General features: G+C 66.2%; 16 protein-coding genes. 1 reads left to right on the top strand and 15 read right to left on the bottom strand.

Translation table 11 applies throughout. From position 1 onward, the window contains the following. Positions 1-22 precede the first annotated feature (22 nt). The 14 genes from ACS5PK_RS03395 to ACS5PK_RS03460 all read right to left on the bottom strand — a co-directional run bounded on the left by ACS5PK_RS03395 (position 23) and on the right by ACS5PK_RS03460 (position 17,237). Positions 23-811 carry an ABC transporter permease gene (locus ACS5PK_RS03395; RefSeq protein WP_439438872.1) on the bottom strand — a complete coding sequence of 263 codons (789 nt, stop codon included), beginning with the start codon at positions 809-811 and terminating at the stop codon, positions 23-25. Further along, positions 811-1,581 (bottom strand): ABC transporter permease, encoded by a 771-nt coding sequence (locus tag ACS5PK_RS03400; protein WP_439438873.1) that lies wholly within the window; start codon positions 1,579-1,581, stop codon positions 811-813. Before ACS5PK_RS03400 ends, ACS5PK_RS03395 begins: the two co-directional genes overlap by 1 nt. After that, the gene (locus tag ACS5PK_RS03405) at positions 1,578-2,564 is read right to left on the bottom strand and encodes an ABC transporter ATP-binding protein (protein WP_439438874.1); all 987 of its coding nucleotides are present in this window, start codon (positions 2,562-2,564) and stop codon (positions 1,578-1,580) included. Before ACS5PK_RS03405 ends, ACS5PK_RS03400 begins: the two co-directional genes overlap by 4 nt. A 20-nt stretch (positions 2,565-2,584) precedes the next feature. Further along, on the bottom strand, positions 2,585-3,238 hold the full coding sequence (locus ACS5PK_RS03410; protein WP_439438875.1) for a histidine phosphatase family protein: 654 nt from the start codon (positions 3,236-3,238) through the stop codon (positions 2,585-2,587). Next, positions 3,235-4,509: a DegT/DnrJ/EryC1/StrS aminotransferase family protein gene (locus ACS5PK_RS03415; protein WP_439438876.1), complete on the bottom strand. Its 1,275-nt coding sequence runs from the start codon at positions 4,507-4,509 to the stop codon at positions 3,235-3,237. Before ACS5PK_RS03415 ends, ACS5PK_RS03410 begins: the two co-directional genes overlap by 4 nt. 14 nt (positions 4,510-4,523) lie before the next feature. Then, the gene (locus ACS5PK_RS03420) at positions 4,524-5,582 is read right to left on the bottom strand and encodes a hypothetical protein (RefSeq protein ID WP_439438877.1); all 1,059 of its coding nucleotides are present in this window, start codon (positions 5,580-5,582) and stop codon (positions 4,524-4,526) included. Beyond that, the gene (locus tag ACS5PK_RS03425; RefSeq protein WP_439438878.1) at positions 5,579-6,328 is read right to left on the bottom strand and encodes a PIG-L deacetylase family protein; all 750 of its coding nucleotides are present in this window, start codon (positions 6,326-6,328) and stop codon (positions 5,579-5,581) included. The genes ACS5PK_RS03420 and ACS5PK_RS03425 overlap by 4 nt, the downstream gene beginning before the upstream one ends. Continuing rightward, the gene (locus ACS5PK_RS03430) at positions 6,325-7,572 is read right to left on the bottom strand and encodes an aminotransferase class III-fold pyridoxal phosphate-dependent enzyme (RefSeq protein WP_439438879.1); all 1,248 of its coding nucleotides are present in this window, start codon (positions 7,570-7,572) and stop codon (positions 6,325-6,327) included. Before ACS5PK_RS03430 ends, ACS5PK_RS03425 begins: the two co-directional genes overlap by 4 nt. After that, positions 7,572-9,110 (bottom strand): hypothetical protein, encoded by a 1,539-nt coding sequence (locus tag ACS5PK_RS03435; protein ID WP_439438880.1) that lies wholly within the window; start codon positions 9,108-9,110, stop codon positions 7,572-7,574. Before ACS5PK_RS03435 ends, ACS5PK_RS03430 begins: the two co-directional genes overlap by 1 nt. A 311-nt stretch (positions 9,111-9,421) precedes the next feature. Next, positions 9,422-10,300, bottom strand: coding sequence for a hypothetical protein (locus ACS5PK_RS03440; protein ID WP_439438881.1), 879 nt, complete (start codon positions 10,298-10,300; stop codon positions 9,422-9,424). Continuing rightward, a complete protein-coding gene (locus ACS5PK_RS03445) occupies positions 10,288-11,442 on the bottom strand; it encodes an iron-containing alcohol dehydrogenase (RefSeq protein WP_439438882.1) in 1,155 nt (384 codons plus the stop codon). The genes ACS5PK_RS03440 and ACS5PK_RS03445 overlap by 13 nt, the downstream gene beginning before the upstream one ends. A gap of 126 nt (positions 11,443-11,568) precedes the next feature. Continuing rightward, positions 11,569-15,249 (bottom strand): hypothetical protein, encoded by a 3,681-nt coding sequence (locus ACS5PK_RS03450; protein ID WP_439438883.1) that lies wholly within the window; start codon positions 15,247-15,249, stop codon positions 11,569-11,571. A gap of 110 nt (positions 15,250-15,359) precedes the next feature. After that, on the bottom strand, positions 15,360-16,544 hold the full coding sequence (locus ACS5PK_RS03455; protein ID WP_439438884.1) for a nucleotidyltransferase family protein: 1,185 nt from the start codon (positions 16,542-16,544) through the stop codon (positions 15,360-15,362). Between the two features lie 156 nt (positions 16,545-16,700). Further along, entirely contained in the window at positions 16,701-17,237 is a 537-nt protein-coding gene (locus tag ACS5PK_RS03460) for a hypothetical protein (protein ID WP_439438885.1), read from the bottom strand. Between the two features lie 753 nt (positions 17,238-17,990). Between ACS5PK_RS03460 and gph the strand changes: the two genes are divergently transcribed. Beyond that, positions 17,991-18,671: a phosphoglycolate phosphatase gene (gene gph / locus ACS5PK_RS03465; RefSeq protein ID WP_439438886.1), complete on the top strand. Its 681-nt coding sequence runs from the start codon at positions 17,991-17,993 to the stop codon at positions 18,669-18,671. A gap of 109 nt (positions 18,672-18,780) precedes the next feature. Here the strand turns inward: gph and ACS5PK_RS03470 are convergent, their stop codons facing one another. Beyond that, on the bottom strand, positions 18,781-19,377 hold the full coding sequence (locus ACS5PK_RS03470; RefSeq protein WP_439438887.1) for a chalcone isomerase family protein: 597 nt from the start codon (positions 19,375-19,377) through the stop codon (positions 18,781-18,783). Between the last annotated feature and the right edge of the window lie 247 nt (positions 19,378-19,624).

Raw genomic sequence — 19,624 nt, forward strand, 5'->3', positions numbered from 1 at the left:
GAGGCGGCAGCCGGCTGGGGCCTCAGCTGGAGGCGGATCGGTAGCGGGCCAGTGAGCGCTGCCAGGCCCAGCGCGCCAGGCTCAGGAAGCCCGCGGCGACGGCCAGGCTGGTCAGCGCCTGCTGCGCCGTCAAACGGCCCAGCAGGGCCATGGCCGGGTAGGTGCTGATCACGGCAACAGGCAGGACGAAGGTGAACACCAGTCGCCAGAGCCCCTCGAAGACCTGCGCAGGCCAGCGTGCGAAATCCAGCAACGAGGCCAGCACGTTCATGATGTTCTGGATCCTGACCACGACGAAGGAGCCCGCCACGCAAAGAATGAACAGGGCATAGACGGTAAGCAGGGCAGCCACGGACATCAGCACGGCCGCCAGCATGGCGCCTGCCGTGGGCATCTGGTCCAGCACCAGCAAGCCGCGGCCGGCGATGCCCAGGCCCGCCAGCGTGTGCAGGATCTGCCAGGGGCGGATGTGGCTGACGGAGCTCAGCACCATGGGATCAACGGGCTTGAGCAGCACATAGTCGAAGTTGCCGGTGCGGATGCCGGCGATGGTCTGTGCAAGGCTGGGGGTGATGATGCCGTCCAGGATGCTTCGCATCACCATGTACCAGCCGAGCAGGACCAGCATGCTGCCGTGGGACCAGCCCGCGATCTCCTGCCGCTGTCCGAAGAGCACTTCAACAGGAATCAGTTGGAGGCTGAGCACCAGCAAGGTGGCGGCTCCCTCCAGGAGGAAGTCCGTGCGGTACTGAACGGCACGCCTGAGTCCGAGCGAGGTGACGGCCTTGAGGAGGTGGAGAGGGTGTGTCATCAGCCAAACGCGGTGTAGCGGCGCACGCCCAGGGCCCAGACCTTCATGGCCATCAAGTTCAGCACGACCAGCATGGCCGCCTGCACCAGCAGCAGGCGCAGGGCCGTCGTGCCGTCATGCTGGCCTAGCAGCAGCTCCACGGGCAGTGAAATGACGAAGCGATAGGGCAGCCAGTCGGCGACGCCTCGCACGCCGGCGGGCAGGAAGGCCAACGGGATCATGTAGCCGGAGAGCAGGCTGCCGACGTGCTCGTAGAGCTTGAACAGGGTGATGGACCGGTCCATCCAGAAGCCCAGGCTGCCGACCATGATCTGCACGGCCTGGTTGATGCCCAGGGCCATTGGCAAGGACAGCAGGAACAGCAGCAGGCGACCGCCGACCGGCTCGGCAGCCCCTCCGGCATGCAGGGCCAGCCCGATCACCGGCAGGGCCACCAGAACTCGCGCCGGGAGTTCCGCCAGGGTGATGGAGAGATAGGTGCTCAGGGGGTGTGCCGGCTTGATGAGCCAGAAGGACAGGCCGCCGGTGCGCAGGTCCTCATTGAGGTTCCAGACCAGATTGCATTCGGTGAGCAGGGCGACGGCCAGCACGGCCAGGAAGTAGGCTGTGATGTCCTGGCTGGTGTAGCCAGCGAAGGCGCCGTCCCTCGTCACGGCCCGCCAGAACACCAGCATGGTCAAGGGCATGGTCAGCGTCATCAGCCAAAGCAGGAACTCGGCCCGCCAGGCGATGACCTCGGCGAAGCGTATGCGGGCCAGGGTGAGCATCATGCGGCCGCCCGATCCTGGCCCTGGCCATAGGCTTCTCGCAGCACATCGTCCAGCGATGGATCCTCGACCTTGAGGTCCGCGGCCTCATGCATGGACAACATGCGGCGCACCGTGTCCGGCACCCGTTCACTGGGGATACGGCCGCTCACCGTGCCGTCCTCGGACCAGGTCAGGCCCAAGGACTGCAGCAAGCCGTTGGCCGGAGGCGGGCCAAACCAGCGCAGGCTGACGACCTTCTCGGGCTTGATCGAGGTGACGAAGTCGCGGAGGTCCCCGTCATAGACGGCCGCGCCCTGGTTGATCAGCAGCACCCGCGGGCAGATGGCGGCAACGTCCTGCATGTAGTGCGAAGTCAGCAGCACGGTGGCTTCGTGCTTGCGGTTGTAGGCCAGGACGAAGTCCCTGACGGCGGCTTGCATCGCCGCGTCCAGGCCGATGGTGGGTTCGTCCAGGAACAGCACCCGTGGGCGGTGCAGCAGTGCTGCGGCGAACTCGCAGCGCATGCGCTCGCCCAGCGACAGCTGCCGGGTGGGCTTGTGGAGCAGCGGCGCGAGGTGCAGCAGTTCCACCAACTCGTCGCGGGAAGCGCGGAAGGCCTGTCCCGGCATCCGGTAGAGGGCCTGGACCATCTCGAAACTGTCCGCCGGTGGCAGGTCCCAGATCAGCTGGCTCTTGCCACCCATCAGCATGGTGATGCGCTGGAGGTAATGCGGGTGGCGCTCATAGGGCGTGAAGCCATCCACGCGGGCGCTGCCGGCCGACGGATGCAGCAGGCCGCAGAGGATTTTCATGAGCGTGGTCTTGCCCGCGCCGTTGGGGCCCAGAAAACCCACGCGCTCGCCGGCCTCGATGCGGAAGGAGATGTCGCGCAGGGCGTGCACCTCCTCGGTGGGCCGGTGAAAGAGCGAGCGCAGAACGGAGCGCAGGTCCTGCCCACGCTGGTGCACCAGGTAGCGCTTTTGCAGCCCAAGCACTTCAATCATTTGTGACTCCGAGCCGGGTCCTAGACCAGGCGATTCAAGTGGGCCAGAGAGTTCACCAGCATCAGGCGAGGCGCGCTGCCATCGGTCTGGCACTCGATCATGTGAACACCGGTGTTGCTCAGACGGAATCGGAAGCGCTGCAGGTCCTCGAGCGCCAGGCCCAGCAGGCTCAGGATCAGCAGCTCCAGTGTCTGAGCGTGCGAGACGATCATGTGGTGGCCACTGCCAGCGGCCAGCCGTTCCTTCAGAAAGCCCTGGGCGCGCAGGAACTGGGCACGCAGGGACTCCACGCCACTCAGGGGGGACTCGTCTGGCTGGCGGATGCGCTGTTCGAGGATGTCATCCCAATCATGCTGCCACAGCGGTCGCGTGACGTCGCCCTGCAGAGTGACCTCGGCCAGCCGCTCGTCCAGGACCAGGGGCATCCCGCCCTGCCGGGCGAGTGGTGCTGCGGTTTCCCGGGCTCTGCGCATGGGGCTGACATACAGCTTCGGCGCGTAGAGCTCGGTGGGCCAATGCGCAGCCAGGCTGTTGGCCTGCTGCTGACCCAGTGGCGTGAGCGCGCAGTCATCCAGCGCGGGAGTCCAGGGCGAATCAGGCGCAAGTACGTTGCAAGCGGCCTGGGCATGGCGGATGAGGGTGAAGCGATGCACTGACACGTCGGCTCTGTTCAATCACACAGCTGGTGGGCGTTCGCCGCCACCTTCTCGAAGGCCGCGGCCACCTGTTCAATGGCCTGCGCATCCGCCAGCAGCATGCGGTGCGGGAGCGCCAGCGTGGCAGCGGAGAAGGCCTCGGCGGCCGGCAGGGCGTAGCGCTCGGGGCGGACGGCGTCGGCGAACTCCCGGCCCAGATCGAAACGGGGTCTGGATGCGGGCTGGTACAGGCGGTTCCTGTTCAGCGAGGCATACATGGTCTTGCAGGGCAGACCGAGTTCGGCTCCGAGGGCCGCGCCAAGGCGGGCGATGGGTGCACGCTCCAGAAGGTCCTCGGGCAGCCTGACGACGTAGGTGTAGTGCGCCCGCGCCGTGGTGCCGGCCGAGGTTTCCTGCGGGAAGAAGCCCAGCGACCGCAGCAACGCGTCCAGGCGATGCGCGTTGGTCCGCCGTACTGCCAGTTGCTGGTCCAGCAACTCCAGCTGAGCGATCAGGATGGCGGCGTGGAACTCGGAGAGGCAGTAGTTGCTGCCCATGAGTTCGGCGGTTTCCACCAACTCCATTTCATCGATTGACGGAGCGGTCTCGGCCAGGATCCGGCCGTCGGCGCGGAGATGGGCCAGTCGACGTGCCAGGCTCGCGTCGTCGGTGATCACGGCGCCGCCTTCGCCGCTGGTCAGCAGCTTGCTGTGCTGCATGGAGAAGGTGCCGGCGGCACCGAAGGTCCCGACGTGGCGGCCGGCATAGCGCGCACCATGGGCCTGGGCGCAGTCCTCGATCAGCGGGATGCCCCGGTCGCTCGCGATCCGGCACAGCTGCTCCAGTTCTGCCACGGCCGACCCCAGATGCACGACGGTGATGGCGCGGGTTCTTGGCGAGAGGGCCTGCTCGACCCGGGCCGGGTCCAGGCATCCGGTATGGGGGTCGACATCGACCAGAACGGGGATGGCATTGATGCCGAGAACGGCAGATGCAGAGGCCACCCAGCTGACGCCGGGGACGATGACCTCGTCATGGGCTCCCACGCCGCAGGCCTCCAGGGCCATGGTCAGGCTGGCCGTGCCCGTGGACGCGGGCACGCAGTGCCCAGCCCCGGTGTACTGAGCAAAGGCCTTGCCGAAGCGCTCCTCCCAGGAGGGCTCGCCGCGGTACTGGCCGCTGATGGACCAGCGATGGCTGTCCAGCACCGCGTCCAGATGGCGGCGCGTGGTGGCTGAGGATTGCGGCCACTGAGGCCACGACTGCTGGCACAAGGGCGTTCCGCCCAGCAAGGCCAAAGGCTTGTTCATCGATGCTTCCTTCATCAGCAGGAGTTCAGTCCGGCCGCTTCGGCCGGGGCAGGGGCCTGGCGCGCTTGTGCCGCGACTTCGCGGACCAGGCCGGTGTAGGCCTGGGCCACATCGGCCCAGCCCCAGGGTGGCAGCTTCCGCGGCGGCAGCGCCTGCAGCGAGTCCGAGCGCAGCCAGTCTGCGAGCTGCTGCGGCCCAGGAACGATGGCGGACGCAAAGACCCGCGTGGCGCCCGAGGCTGCGTAGGCCACCACGGGCACACCAAAATGGACGCATTCAGCGGCCAGAAAGTTGAAGGTCTCGTGGAACTGCGTCAGGACCAGCGCGGCGCGAACGCCGCCGAAGACGCGTGGATGGTCGTGGAGCAGCTCATAGTCGGTGATGACTTCGCAGCCCGCCTGGTTCCTGGCCTGGGCGAAGTGGGCCAGCGCCTGCTGTCCCATGCGGGTCCAGCGGCAGAAGATCAAGCGGACCGGGAGGTGGAGCTCGCGGCAGGCCTGTACGACCTGCAGTGTGTGGCTCAAGGGGCTCTTGCCTGCCAGCAGAAGCACAGGGCCGTGCGGGTCCCGGTAGTCGATGCGGGGAAGGTGGTCCATGGCCCAGGGAATGTGGCGACGCCGCGGGAAGCACCAGGTCAGAGGTTCGTCGCGGAAGAAGACGTCAGCGGCGAAGTGGTCCGGGCGCGTGGGCGCATGCATGCAGCGGCCCGAGCGCCCGGCGGCGGCGTGCAGGGGACAGGGGGCAGGGGATGCCTCATCGCGCCGCAGTGTGCTGAAGTCGTGCCACACCCGGATCAGGCGTTGACGCAGCCAAGGGTCAATCGGCCAGCCCAAGCGCAGCATGGGTGTGTCGATCAGCGGGATGACGGCGTCCGCGTCCACGCTGCGGGCAAAGGCCAGCAGTTCCTGCGGCCGCAGATGCTCGGACTGGCTGTACCAGTGCAGCCGGACCTCCTGCGGATCCAGGGCGCACGACAGCTGATACATCGCTCGCTCGACACCCCCGCCGTGGCGCAGGTCAAAGTCCGTGCCATAGCGTTGCATCACCAGATTCAGCGCCAGCCCCCTGCTCATGCGAAGGGCTCCGATGCCGCACGGCGCTGCCACAGCCGTTCCGCGCGCTGTGTCCCGTGGGGCCGCACCCGCTCGGCATGCAGCAGCATCTCCGCCACCGTGGGTGCGCTGGTCTGGGTGCGGTAAAGCCACATGTCTTCGCACTTCAGTTGCACGGTTTCGTCGATGGGTACGGTCACCCACGGCTCCAGTCCCTGGGCGCAAAGCTGGGTCTCGACGTCGAGCAGGGATCGTGTGCTGGCGTAGGGAATGTCCTCGTAGTAGTAGAGATGTTGCGGTGAATGTGCCTCGGCAGCCCGGCGCACCAGCTGGTGATCAATGTGGTCACCCAGGGCGCAGGGAGCCAGCACAGCCCAGGGGCGGTGGCGTGCAATGCAGGCGCCGACGGCGGCGACGACGGCTGACAGTCGCGGGTCCGTCTCCACGTCCATCGACAGCTCCTGCCGTGCGTCCAGACCCAGCAGCGCGGCATCCTGGAAGTCCAACTGCTCATGCCGGATGCCGTGCCGGCGGCAATAGACCTGGTCCTCGGCCCGTCGCAGCGCTGAGATCTCCGGGTGCGGCCGCGTGCGCAGCCGGGCCGGCAGGGCCCAGGCGCTCTGGCTGAAGACCGTGACCATGCCATAGCGTGTCTGCGCCGCCGTGGCGGCGATAAGGCCGCCCAGCGAGTAGGCGATGTCGTCAGCGTGGGGGGAGAGCAGCAGCACGTCCCTTCCTGCCAGGCTGGACAGCGCAGAATGATTCACCGCTCTTCCTCCAGCCAGTGCAGCACGGCGTCCGAGGGCACCTGATCCGTGGCGCCGTCCATCATGCAGAAAGCGGCCTGGAAACGGCGCCGGTCGCTGATGGGCTGCGGACCGATCGGCCCCAGCTGCTGAGCAGCTGAGGCCAGTGCACTGTCGAATCGCTCGAGCAGCTCGTCCAGCACCTCGGCGGTGGCGAGCGAGGGTGTCTGGTTGTCGCCTTCATACAGCAGCAGGCCGGCCGCTGCGCAGTGGGTGTAGACCACCTGGTCCATGGCTTCGGTGGCAGCCACGATCTGCAGCATCGGGCCCTCGCCATAGATGGCGATGGGCAGTTCGCGACGGCGCACAATCTCGCGCATGCCCTCTGCAATCTGGGCGCCGCAGCGCGACAGAGCCTGGTAGCCGTTGACGCGACGCATCTCGGCCAGCGTCGCCAGGGAAGCCACGATGGGTAGGGTGTCGAAATAGGCGGTGTAGGTGAACTCTTTGGCTGCGCGCATCAGGGCTTGCAGGCCAACCAGGCAGGACAGGCGCTGGCCGTTGGCCAGGCCCTTGGCGAAGGTGTAGAGGTCGGCATGCTGGCCCGTTGCCTTGGGAAAGGCGGACGCCGCTGTCGAGCGATAGCCTTGCTTGACGTCATCGCAGCACAGCAGCACGCCATGCGCCCGCGTGATGCTGGCCAGCCGGGCCAGTCCCTCCGGGCTCATGTGGACATAGTCCGGTGACATCATCACCAGCGCCACCTGGCCGCGGTACTGCGTCAGCGCACGCTCCAGCAGTTCCGGAATGAAGTAGAAGTCGACGACGCCGGCGGCATTGGGACTCAGCAGCTCGGTGGCGCTGTCCCAATCCTGTCCCCAGCCGTGATAGCCCGCGCTCAGGACCAGCCGCCTCCCGGTGGCCTTTCTGGCGACCTGCATGGCAGCGCGGCAGGCTTCGGTCCCCGTGCTGAAGAAGGCCAGGCTTGACTGGGGCAGGCTCAGGTCCTGGATGATCTGGTCGGCCAGCTGCTCGTGGGCATCGCTCCAGCAGGTCGCCGAGGCCAGCTTGCCCTGCAGATGGCGGATGATGGCCTCGTCGACGGCCGGATGATGATGGCCCAAGGTGACACAGCCCTTGCCGTTCATCAGGTCGATGTACTGGCGGCCATCGGTCAGCGTGACCTTGGCGCCTTCCGAATGTGTGGCGCGCAGGCGTGGCTTGGCGGTGTAGATGCCGGTGACGACGTGGGTGGGTTGGTCCATCAATGCTCCATCAGGTGTTGGGTGGTGTTGTCCAGGGACTGCAGCTCCTGCTGCATGGCGAGCGTGCCGGCGGGGCTGCCCCGTCTGACGCCGCGCAGCAGGGAGCGCAGCAGGCGTTGCAGCGCCTGCGGCAGGGAGGCTCGAAGGTGGTCGAAATCGAGTCCGCACAGCTGGGCCAGCTGTTGGGCATCCGCCGCGCTCAGCTGCTGGCTCAGCGCGAAGCTTGCAAGCTCGAGGGCCATCCAGCTGGGGCCTCCCCAGTTGGCCTCCAGCTGAAAGCGCCGGACCCGGCCGGCACGGTCGCATTGCCAGTGCCAGTGCGCGCCGGCATAGGGCAGGGCCGAGCGATAGAGTTGCAGGGGCCCGGGCAGGGGCCGGTGCATGCGGGACAGCGCCTGCCGAAGCGCGGGCGCCAGGACGAGGGTCGGACCGAACTGCTTCTGCAGCTGTGCCTGCAGCGCGTCGGCGGCTTCATGGACCAGCCCGCCGGGAGGCGGCAGCCGAGACAGCGTGACCGGCGCCGGCTCGGCCTGTGCCTTGAACTGCCGTGCACAGTCCTGCAGCAGCAGGGCCTTGCGAGGACCGCTGGCTTCGCGCAGTACATCGCGCAGGGCTTGCAGCCCCTCATGGTGCCGGCTCACACGGTAGCCGTCCAGAAAGCAGGACTGTGGGTCCGGTGCCAGCTGCTGCGCCCGCTGGAACTCGGATTTGCCGAACAGCCCTTCGCCAATGAAGCGCAGATGGGCCCAGGCCTGTCCCCCGGGCAGGGTCAGCGTCAGTCCCGTCTTGCGGGGATTGATCAGGCGTCGCTCGACCGAGTCCAGTGCCGGATGATCCCAGGGCAGCCAGGCCTGGCCGTGCCCATAGTGCTGCTCGGCCTGGGAGCAGCGAACGGCCAGGCTCAGCTGGGGCGGGAGCGGCCCGAGCCCGCCATGGGCCTGCAGGCGTTCAAGAAACCGCGGATGGGCCGATGGCAGCAGGCATTCCCACAGGCGTCCTGCGCGGCGAGGGTTCAAGGCAGATCGCCGGTGGACCGGGGGATTCGCGGGCGGTGGGGCCCGCCAGATCTTGCCGGGACTGGCAAACCAGAGCGAGCCAAGGGGAGCTTGCAGGGCCTTCGCGACGCGAGCCAGTGTCCGGCCGGTGTCGGGCTGGTCGTCCAGCATCACCACGTGAGCCTGGGGATGTCGCCGCAGCCAATCCAGGCAGGGACCGAGCCCCAGGCAGGCGACACCCTCCGCCTGGGGGCGCACGGTATGCCAGGTCATGGACCTCGCGCAAGCCCGTTTCAGCGCGGCATGCCAGAGAGGCGCCAGGTACAGGCCGCCGGTACGCACGCCAAGCAGGAGCACGGGACTGTCATCGGGCTGCTGCGCCAGCCAGGCCAGGGCGTCCTCCGGGATCCGGTCCAGATCGGCCAGGTCGTAGCCCAAGCACTCGGGCATGGGCAGATGCACCAGCTTGTCCAGCAAGGCCGGCGGGAACAGGTTCGCGGCCAGGCGCAGGCTCAGGGGGCGGGGCTCGGCAAGGTCGGACACCTTCACAGCTTCAGACGTGTCCTCCATGAGGGCAGCTGCGGCAGCCTCCGCAGCCCTCATCGCCGCAGACTGCGAGGCCTTGATCGACGCCATGGCGAGGAGCTGCCCGTCTATGAGAGCGTCACTGGAAAGACAGAGATCCAGCAGATCCGACCACAGTTGCAAGCCGAGGCAGGTCTGCTGGTACCGGTCCAGCGGGTCCGCGGCGCAGCGCGCGGCTGCCCAGGGTGCCATGAGCAGGTCCGTCCTGAGCTCCAACTGGGTGCTGGCCATCGCGGTCGATCGGGTGGGCGTAAGCAAGGGACAGGCCTTCACAGGCCCATGGCGGGCCGGCGGTTGTTGAACTCTTGGTGCGACAGGCAGGTTCCGCAGGGAAATTCCTCGAACTCGACCTCGTCGCCAAGCCCCTGGATGGTGAAGGCGGGCGGCGGTGCGTAGCAGTCGCACTTCACCATCTCGATGCGATCGTCGGCGACGTAGTAGTTGTAGCCATTGATGAGCTGGTCGCAGACAAAGTCGCCGCGGTTGCCTTGCTTGCGGATGTGCTCCCAGCGATCGAAGTAGGCCTTCTTTTCAAGGAAGGGCGCCTTGTGCAGCGACTCGTAGTCCAGGGCCACCTGAATGGGCTTGCCGCCGAGGGCCAGCAACGGCAGCAGATGCAGGCGGCCTGCAAAGCCGCGGCGGCTGAGCTCATCGATGAAGGCGTTCATCTCCTCCAGGGACTGGTCATGAAAGACGCACTGCAGGTCGGCAGACAGGCGCACGGCGTAGTCCATGATGATGTCGATCTGTGCCTGCTTGAGTCCACGCTTGCTGTTCATGGCTTGGGTGTGACCGTCCAGGGAGATGACCCAAAGCAGGCCCTCTCGGAGGCATTCCGGAAGCCGCGTCCCATTGGTCAGGACCTCGATGCGGTAGCCGTCGCTGGCCACCCGCTGAGCCAGGTAGTCCAGGATGGGCGGATACAGCGCGATCTCACCATCGGCCTCGACGCGGAACAGCGTGGTCTTGGGGTCGAAGCGATCCAGGATCTGTCCCACCGAATGAATGGTCTTTGGCACGTCGACGCGGGCCTTCTTGACCTCGCAATAGGTGCAGCGCAGATTGCAAGGCGCCTTGATCACGATGTTTCGATAGCGGCGGATGGCGCGCGGGCGCGGCGACCACACGGGAATGACTACTGAAGACACAGGTCCCCCTCTCTTTGCAGGGCCTGGCCCGCTGGGGCCAGGCAGTCGGTGATGCAGCGCTCGACCAAGTCGACGTCCACCAGGGTCAAGGGCCGTTCAGCAGGGCCCGCTGGCTGGCCGATGTCCTGGAGCAGGATCATGGCCAGTTGGTTCTCGCCTGCCGCCATGTAGCCGCGCTTGTTGTCGGTCAGCAGCAGGGCACGAACCTGGGCCAGAGTGACGCCCTGCGGCAGTTGAAGGGCAATGCCGTTGCGAGCCAGCAGGCGTCGATGCAAGGCCACCTTCTCCTGGCTGAGCAGGCCCAGCCGACAGGCGACCTCGGCCGCTACGACCATGCCCAGCCCGACGGCTTCACCGTGCGGCAGGCGACCCTGCGCGGCCAACTCGATGGCATGGCCCACGGTGTGACCGTACTCAAAGACCACGGCCTGCTGGCGCTCGCGCTGGTCGTTGCGCATGATGTGCTGCTTCGCCTGGAGGCCCGCCTCGACAACGTCCAGCAGATCCGCGTTGGAATAGCGGGCTTCAGGGTTGAGCAGCTGCTCCAGCAGCGGGATGTTGCCGGAGGCGACTGTCAGGGCATTCTTGATGATCTCGCACATGCCGGAGCGCACATGCGCAGCCGGCAGCGTCTGCAGCCAGGCGATGTCCATGAGGACGGCCGTGGGCGTGTGGAAGCAGCCGATGAGATTCTTCCCCATGGGGAGATTGACCGCTTGCTTGAGGGAGGCGACCGAATCCCCCGCAGCGATCAGCGTGGTCGGCACATGGATCAGGCGAATGCCGCGAAAAAGCAGGGCCGCCAGCAGGCCGGCCATATTGCCCACCACCCCGCCTCCTACGGCCACGATCACGCTGGAGCGATCGATGCCGGCGCGCACCATGTCCTGAGCGAGTCGATCGAGGGTGCTCAGGGATTTGACGGACTCGCCTTCACTCATGACCCACATGCGCGTGTGCGCCTGCGCCGCCATGTGAGCATGCAGTTTGCTGGCATGCAGCGCGCTGACCGTGACGTCGGTGACCAGATGGTAGCTGGAGGCGGGATATGACAGCAGGCGAGACGACAGCTCGGCAATGCAGTCAGAGCCAAGCCAGACGGGATAGTGCGCAGATTCAAACTCAAGTTGCAGATGTCGCATGGGCGATCCTCCCCACTCTGAACGGTGAATCCATCCAGCCTGTGCACGATGCTGCGCCAGGGCAGCTGTCTGAGCACGTCCCACTGGATGCCTAGTGTTGCCTGGCCGGCATTCGGCCCAGGTGCATCAGACGGCCTGCACCTCCTCGTGCCGGGCCGGCTCATTGGCGGGCCCGTCGGCCCAATGGTCCAGGGCTGTCCAGTCCACGCCACTGGAAAGAGCGAAGCGATAGCGGGGGCCGGTCTTGGCCAAACACTCCGCAATGCGGTGCTCAGCCGCCGCTTGCTCACCCCAGGGCACGGTGTCCATGTCAGTCAGCAGTTGCCGCACAAGGGTGATGGGCAGCTCGCCGGCATGGCGTGCGACGAGCAGTTGCCTGGCTCGCCGATAGCGGGCGCCTTGGCCCTTCAGCAGCTCCGCCGTGGCATGCGCTCCCCATGCCTGGACGAGCAACTCAGGCGCGTACTTCACACTGCACTGCGCCAGAGGTGTCTGCAGCGACGGACTCGCGCCCAGCAAGGGCAGCAGAGCCTTCCGGCAGTCGCGGCGCTGCAGCACCACACTGGCCAGCAGTTCGTGGCCCACATGCAGAGCCGGCGCGCTGCGCAGGGTTTCAAGTGCCTCGACAGGCCAGTGGCTGCCCATGAGCACACACAGCTGGCGCAGGTATTCGTGGCGATGGCGCCAGCGCTCGGGCGACTCCACGAGGTTCAGCCAGGCGGCGTAGCGATCCAGCAAGGTCACGCAGGCTCTGAATCCGGCGCGTTGCCCTCGCAGCATCAGGCTGCGCACCACGGCGCTCTGAGCCAGTGCGCTGACCGTCGACGACAGCGGCAGCGTGTGCAAGGCGACATACTGGGCGGCATCCTCCAGTTGCGAGCGATGCGCGACGAGCTGCTGCATCAGTCCGCCCCAGCCGGGTCTTTGCAGGCTGGCCATCAGGCCATCGGCGGCTTCGACAGGCACATAGGAGAAGTCGTAGGCCGCGTCAAACAGAAGGCGGTTGGCGGCGATGAACTGGTGCAGGTCTTCGAAGCGCCAGCTTCCGCCCGGCTGCAAGTTGGCGTGGATGAGCAAGGTCCAGGTGCCCAGCGTGCGTTCCCGTCGGAAGCTCAGACTGGGAATCTGGGTGTCACGCAGCAGGCCCAGGAGCTGCTCGAAGGCCACGATGCGGGCGATCTCCTCCGTGGGGCAGTTGGGGGGTTCAGACCACTCCACCGCCATTCGTTCTGGCCCGAAGACGAAGCTGGCCTTGTGCGTGCCCATGGGGATCTGGATTTCAAGCAGACCCTGCTCGAAACGGAGCACCTTGGTGGCACGGCTGCTGAAGGTGGAGCACAGCAGCTCCAGGGCCTGCACCCGAGCCGGCAGCAGCCCACTCTCGATATGCAGGGTCGCCAGCGACCACTGGTGCAGAAGGTTATGAATGACATGGGCATTCTCGTAGCGCTCCGGCTCGGCGCCCTCTGCGGCCAGGGCGTCGAACTCAACGCGCCAGTTCCTGTCATCGATCTCGAAGGAATCCGGCATCGGCCCCTGCTGCCATTCCTTGATCCAATGGCGGAACAGGGCAAGCACCTGCTCCTCCTGTGGCGTCAGATGCTGCTGCGCGATGGATGCCAGCCAGCACAGCATCATGCGCAGGTAGCGGTGGTAGCTGCCGGTATCGCCGTCTATCACCGCCTGGGTCAGCAGGGACTTCAGGGTGGCGTCATAAGCCTCGATCAGCGTGCTGCGCAGCTGCTCGCTGACGCCGCCAAGGCCGGCTTCCAGCAGCAGCTGTCTCGCGCGCTGGAAATCGGTGTTCAGCAGTTCGGCAAGCTCGGGCGCCAGAGGATCCAGGACGGCACCCCTGAACTGGACAAAGCGCTGCTGCAGCGCAGACAGCGCAGCGACGACCGGGGGATGGGCCGAATGCGACTGCGCCAAGCGCGCGGTGGTGGGCGCGGCCAGGCCGAAGCTGCGTACAGCGGCCAGCGCGAAGGGAGACATGCCATCGGCCAGGGCCTGGACGCAGCTTGCAAAGCACTGGGCAAGCTCGGCGGGCTCATAAAGGGGCAGGCGCTTGGTCTCGTCAGCCAGCTGCTGCGGGAGCAGGAGGGCCAGCCGGGCGGCGTCCGGCTGGCCCTCTTGCACCAGGGTCGCCGCGAAACGGAAGAGCTTCGCCAATTCAGGCGCGCCGAGCAGCGGCACCTGCTGTTGTGCGCCCAGCAAGGCCATGCGCAGTCGCAGGTCCTCGCTGAGGGCGAGGCTCCGCAGTGAGGCCGCCTCGCAGGCCAGGGAGGCCGCCAGTCGTTGCAGGTCCTGTGCATCCAGGCGGAGTGCGCGGGTGTAGTCCTTCCAAAGGCCGGATGGGTCGCCGTCGCCGCTCAATGGCGCCTCGCAGGCTGATCCTGGCTCGGCTTCGATCTGGCAGGCCCGCAAGGCAGGGGACCTGAGGAAGCCCGGGCGTTCTTCCAGCCAGCGATCGGCGCTGGGCCAGAGACTCACTTGCCGAAGTTCCCGGGCCACGCGTTCGTCGACGGGCAGCTCGGCCAAGCTTTGCAGCTGAGCTTCGGCATCCTGGTTGGCGAACGAGCCCGGGCTTGCCGCCTGGGTCGGGCTGAAGACCAGGCCGCATTCGTCCGGCAGCACCAACTCGTGGCGTTCCTCCGTTTCGACGTACTGAAGCAGCGAGCCGTCGCCCATATAACTGCGCCCTTCGTCCAGGCAAGCCCATTGCCAGCCCGGTGCGCAGAGCCCCGTGTTGCCGCGCACGCAGGTCATCTGCTGCTGGCGGAACATGATGCCGGCATGCTCCTCGGCGTTGCCCTCGTCAACCAGCACCAGGTCAATTTCCAGGCGTACGGCGGGGTCCATGGCGATGAAGCGTCGCCATGCGGTAGCCAGATCCGGCGCTGTCAGGCAGCGGCCAAAGGCCCGCCGGCCCAGAAGCAGCAGGGTGACGGGGAGCGACGCGTACTGCGCGGCCAATCGAGCACGCGCCTGGCTCGTCAACACCTGACGCTGACGGTAGGCTTCGTCCAGGGGCGTAGGGCGGGCCTGCAGCAGATGGACCTGGCGGACCTGCACCTGACGCAGATGCCTGCCGCGCCACAGGCGCAGCGGCGTCCCCGCGGGGCGCAGGGCTAGGGAGGTGGCGCCTTGGCCCGAGGTCTGGGCGCTGGCAAAGCCGAATCCGAAGGTATGGGCCGTGTGCATGCGGCTGTGATCGGCAGGGAGCATGGTGGTCGCCGACACAAAACCGGCATCCGTTTCCAGTCCCCATTCGCAATCGATGGCCTGCATGCCGAACTGCGCGATCAGCTGCGTGGCCACGGCCTCCATGCGCTCCAAGGTGGGTTTCGACAGATAGGGCACCTGCGAGCTACCCGGTGTGGACGTTTCGACGGTGAGCAGGGGCTGGATGAAGCAGTCGATCGCTCGTGGTGGCGGCGATGCGCTTGACAGGGCCTGTTGCTGCTGCGTCTGAGGGCGCCAGGCGCTGGTGGCCACCGCTGCGACAGTCAGAAACAGTGCCTGGGCATCGGCACAGGGGCGGCTTTCGTAGGCGCCTGCGTTGCTGTTGAGCTCACTGTCCTCGTCGCCGGCGCTGCGCACGATCCACGGCGCCGAGCCGCAGACCTGCTGGACCTGGGCCAGGAGCTCGGGATTCTGGCGGTGCAGCAACTCGGCGTACTGCTCGCAGCATTCGGCATGCGAGCGGCTTGCAGGCGCGCTGAAGTCAGCCAGGGCGGCAATGGGCAGCAGGGGGGGCACCAGGGGCCGCAGCGCATCCACGGCTTGGATGTCGAGCAGGCGCTGCAACTTCGGGCCGTACTGCGTGCTGCGCGAGACTGGCGACGCGTGGCCCCCGGGTCCCGCATGCTGCTGCTCTGTGGAAGTGCCTTGGCGATGTGGCTCTTGAGACATGGGCGTCACGCGAGGAGTGCTTGCGGCGAATAGGGCCGTAGATCTTGGGGCAGGCCTTCGACCAGACCCAGGGCGCGGGTGACGCGGCATCCGAAATCGATGCACGAAGACCCTCTGCGTACATGCAGGGCATCCATCACCCAGTTCGGGACCTCGGCCACGCCCAGCTGCGTCAGCAAGCGCAAGGCATAGAAAAGCGCCGGTCGCAAATCGGCAGAGGCCACTGTCTGCACGAGCAGGTTCCAGTCGATACCGGGCTCGTTCAGCAAGGCAACCAGATAGGCAAGGTCCCGATGCTTGGGATCTTGATGGATGGTGCTGCTTTCGAGGTAGAAGCGCAAGGCGGTGGTCCAGACGTGGTCCGTGAGGGAGAGCGTCACGGCGCCTGCGTAGTGACTGGGCACCGCACGTTGGAACAGCGAATCCACTTCCATGCGTATGAACAGACTCTTGTGGAGGTCAATGATCTCCATCAGCAAGGCCTGCCCTTGATAGACAAACAAGGGCATCATCCGACGGGCGCTGGCGTACTGGATTTCATCGCTGCTCAGGGCGAGAGGACTCAGCCGGCAAAGCGGGTACAGCTCGCGGTGGGTGGCCTCATGGGCCAGCACCTTTTCCATGGCAATCGGCACCAGGCGACCTGTATTGGGATCATAGGCCGAGTGCGAAAAGCCGATCTCCTGCAGGGTGCTTCGGGCGCGTTCAATGTCTCCAGGCGCGACCAGGACATCCACATCGGAGCTGCTGGAGATCGCCCGCCCGCCCATGACGCGATGACGGAGTTCCGCGCCCTTGACGACCATTGGCACCAGGCCGCGATCATGCAGCGCTTGTGTCACGGCCGCCGCCGCTTGCGACTGGCCTTCGGCCATGCGCTGATAGACCCGCTGTTCCACGGCATCTCCCTTGCCGCTGGCAAGGTAATGCAGGCTGTCCACGCTGACCTCGGTCAACTGATCGCGGATCCAGGCTGACATGCGCTTCAGGGGACCGAGCTCCTCGTGTTTGCGGATCGCGGGGACCAAGGCCAGCAGGGCAAGGTGAACGTGCGCCAGCTTGGCCGCTGCGAGTCGCGCGTCGCCGGGATGGGGCTCCGACGCCATTTCGGAAAGGTCAGCGTGCCAGCGTGCCCATCGCGCTTGCGACGCAAGGGCGGAGCCGGAAGGGATGTCGATTGCCACGGTCATGCCGGACGCTCCAACGAACAAGGGCCAGGAGCAGGGTTGGCGCATCCTCGGAAGTCATGCGCGCAATAGCCTGCAAGGTCAAAGACCGGATGCAACCCCGAAGGCTTTTGGGCCCGGAGGGTCACACCCGGTGAACTCAAGGGATGCTCAGATCAATCAGGCGCGAACCATCGGAAAGTCGCCGTAGACGCGGCCAAACAGCGAGGCCATGCGATCCAGGGATGCGTTCTCGAAGCTGGCCAGATCGTGGAAGGGGCCGGCGTTCGGGGTTAGCGTCGGATTCGCGGTCGGCGCCTCGTTGATCGTGCCGGCAGCAGCGGCCGTCAGGGTGGGATTGGCCGTGCGGGCCTCTGCAGGCTCCTGGGAGGCGGACTGGTTCTGGGTCGGATCCGCGGTGGGCGCCTCGACCAGTTCCACATAGGCCGCGGCGACCAGCGTGGGATTGGCCGTCGGTGCTTCTTCGGCCGCTGCGGCCTGGGTGGGGTCGGCCGTCGGTGCTTCGATCAGCTCCATGTAGGCCGAAGCCACTAGCGTGGGATTGGCGGTCGGTGCCTCTTCTGCCAGTTGGAAGCCCAGCGCATTCTGGGTGGGGTCGGCCGTCGGGGCCTCCACCACTTCCAGGTAGGAATGGGCGACCAGGGTCGGATCGGCCGTGGGGGCCTCATCGACCGACTGGAAGCTGGATGCACTCACCGATGGATCCGCCGTGGGAGCTTCGACAAGTTCATGGTAGGCGCTGACCTGTTGAGTTGGGTCAGCGGTCGGCGCTTCCATGAACGAAGTCATCCCGAATGTGTATTCAGGCGCTTGGTCCAGAAGTGCTGAGGTGGACGAGTAGCCACGATCAGTCATTTGCATTTCTCCTAGCAAATCAGTTGTGAAAGCCGATCTGTTGCTGAATCGGCGTCGAGTGATAACGTTCAAGATGAACGGTCCAATCGCCTTTCGATTCATCAATCGATCTATCGACTGACGCGCCAATCGGCGATGAACACGGGTCGGCGTCGATTCAGAGGCTGCTCACGCAGCGGTGCCTCTTGGTCGTGGCCATCGATGCACGTGCGGCAATTCCCAGAGGGCATTGGCTTTCCGCGAATCCAGGCAGACGGCATGTTGGGCGCATGGGCAAGGCACTGGCTGGCACGCATGGGTGGCGTGACACTGGCTGGTCTTGAAGCCCCCAAACGGGATGACCGCTGTATGGTGGGCGCGATACTAATATCAATACTGTTGAGACGTGTCAAAGTTTTGTGCTGTATGTAAGGCTTTACAGGTTGCGGCGGACGCTGTTCGCTGATCGCCCTTGGCATAACCTGGTTAGTCCATGCTCCGCGGCGATATGCGTTTCGGACGGGCGAAAAGCACGTCATTGCGCTCGGCCGGTCCGGTGGTGCTGGCCTGTGTTGAAATGGAAGACCTTCCATTCCTTGAGCGCAGGACCCTGCCTTGAACGCGCGTTTCACGCCTTCCTTGCCTCCGCAGGCCTTTCTCATCGACCTCGACGGCACCCTGGTGGATACCGTCGGCGATTTCGTCGCTGTGCTGACCCGGACCCTGGCCGACCTCGGCCTGCCGGCGGTCTCACGCGAATGGGTGCTGCAGGCCGTGGGCCGCGGCAGCGAGCAGTTGATCCGCGCGGCCCTGCGCGAGGTGGGAGGAGATGCCGGCCTCTACGAGACCGCCTGGGCGCGCTACCAGGCGCACTACCTGCAGCTCAACGGGCAGGCCTCGGACCTGTTCCCGGGCACGGTGGAGGGCCTGGACCTGCTCAAGGCGCAGGGTCTGCCCATGGCCTGCCTGACCAACAAGCCGGCGCGCTTCGCCCGCGACCTGCTGGCGGCCAAGGGCCTGTCGGGCTACTTCGACCGGGTCTTCGGCGGGGACGATTTCGAGCGCAAGAAGCCCGATCCGCTGCCCCTGCTCAAGACCTGCGAAGCCCTGGGCGTGGCGCCGCAGGAGGCCTGGATGATCGGGGACTCCAGCAACGACGCACAGGCCGCCCATGCGGCCGGCTGCCCGGTGGTGCTGCTGCGTCATGGCTACAACCACGGCGAGCCCATCGACGAGGTGCCGGCCCTGGCGCACCTGGATCGGTTGGATCACATCGGGCGCCTGCTGGTGTCTTGAGCCCGACGACAGGCGCCCGCAGGCGCTGCTGATCACATATCGAGCGCCCGCAGGTGCCGCGGCCCCTGATGCATCGGACGCCCGCAGGCGTCCTGAGCCGGCGTGCCGCTCAGCGGCTGCGGCCTTGCGGCTGGATGCCTAGCAGGGCGTCCTTGAGCTGGCTGTCCGCTGGGTTCTTGCCCAGCCAGATGCGCATCAGCGTGGTGAAGAACTCCGGTTCCTTGATGGGCTCGCCCTGCGCCTTGCCGTTGACCAGCACCAGGGTACCCACGCCCGGGACATAGTCCACGGAGAAGCCTTCGCCGCTGACCATCTTCTTCTTGGCCGCGAAGACCTCGGCGATGCGCATCACGCCCGGGATGGACTTGGAGAAGTCCTCGGGGCTGGCGTTGTCCTGCATGCCCTTGGTGAAGAGCTTGCCCAGCTCGTTGGCGTCGATCTCGCGCAGCATGTGGATGGACAGGCGCTTGGGGCCGGCCATGGTGAACACGCCATCGGGCGTGCCGGCCTTGTCCTTGAGGTAGAGGCCGGCGGTGTAGACCTTGAAGATGGCCTTGTAGCGGATGCCTGCACCATTGAGGACCAGCTTCTGCCCGCCCAACTCGGCCTGGGGGTCGTACTTCACGCCCGCCAGCTCGACGGTCTGGGCACCCGCGCCCATGGGCAATGCCAGCGCTACCAGCGCTGCAAGAATCAAACGACGCATGTCTCACTCCAAGGAGGATGTCTGCATGACAGCTGCAGAACTTGTAAAAAGGAGTATGTCTGAACGACGAAGCCTTGCGCTAGGGACAAGTCTCAGTTTTCGTGTAGCACTGCTACACTCGCCCGCACTATGTTCATCACGCGCAAGCAGATCAAGGGGTCGAACGACCGGGGAGCCTGGCCCTGGCGACGCCCGTCCGCCTTCACCCACTGAAGCGCCTGGCCTGCTTGCCGGCCCCGGTTCCCGG

The organism is Roseateles sp. DB2 (genome assembly GCF_051857535.1).
Lineage (GTDB): Bacteria > Pseudomonadota > Gammaproteobacteria > Burkholderiales > Burkholderiaceae_C > Roseateles_B.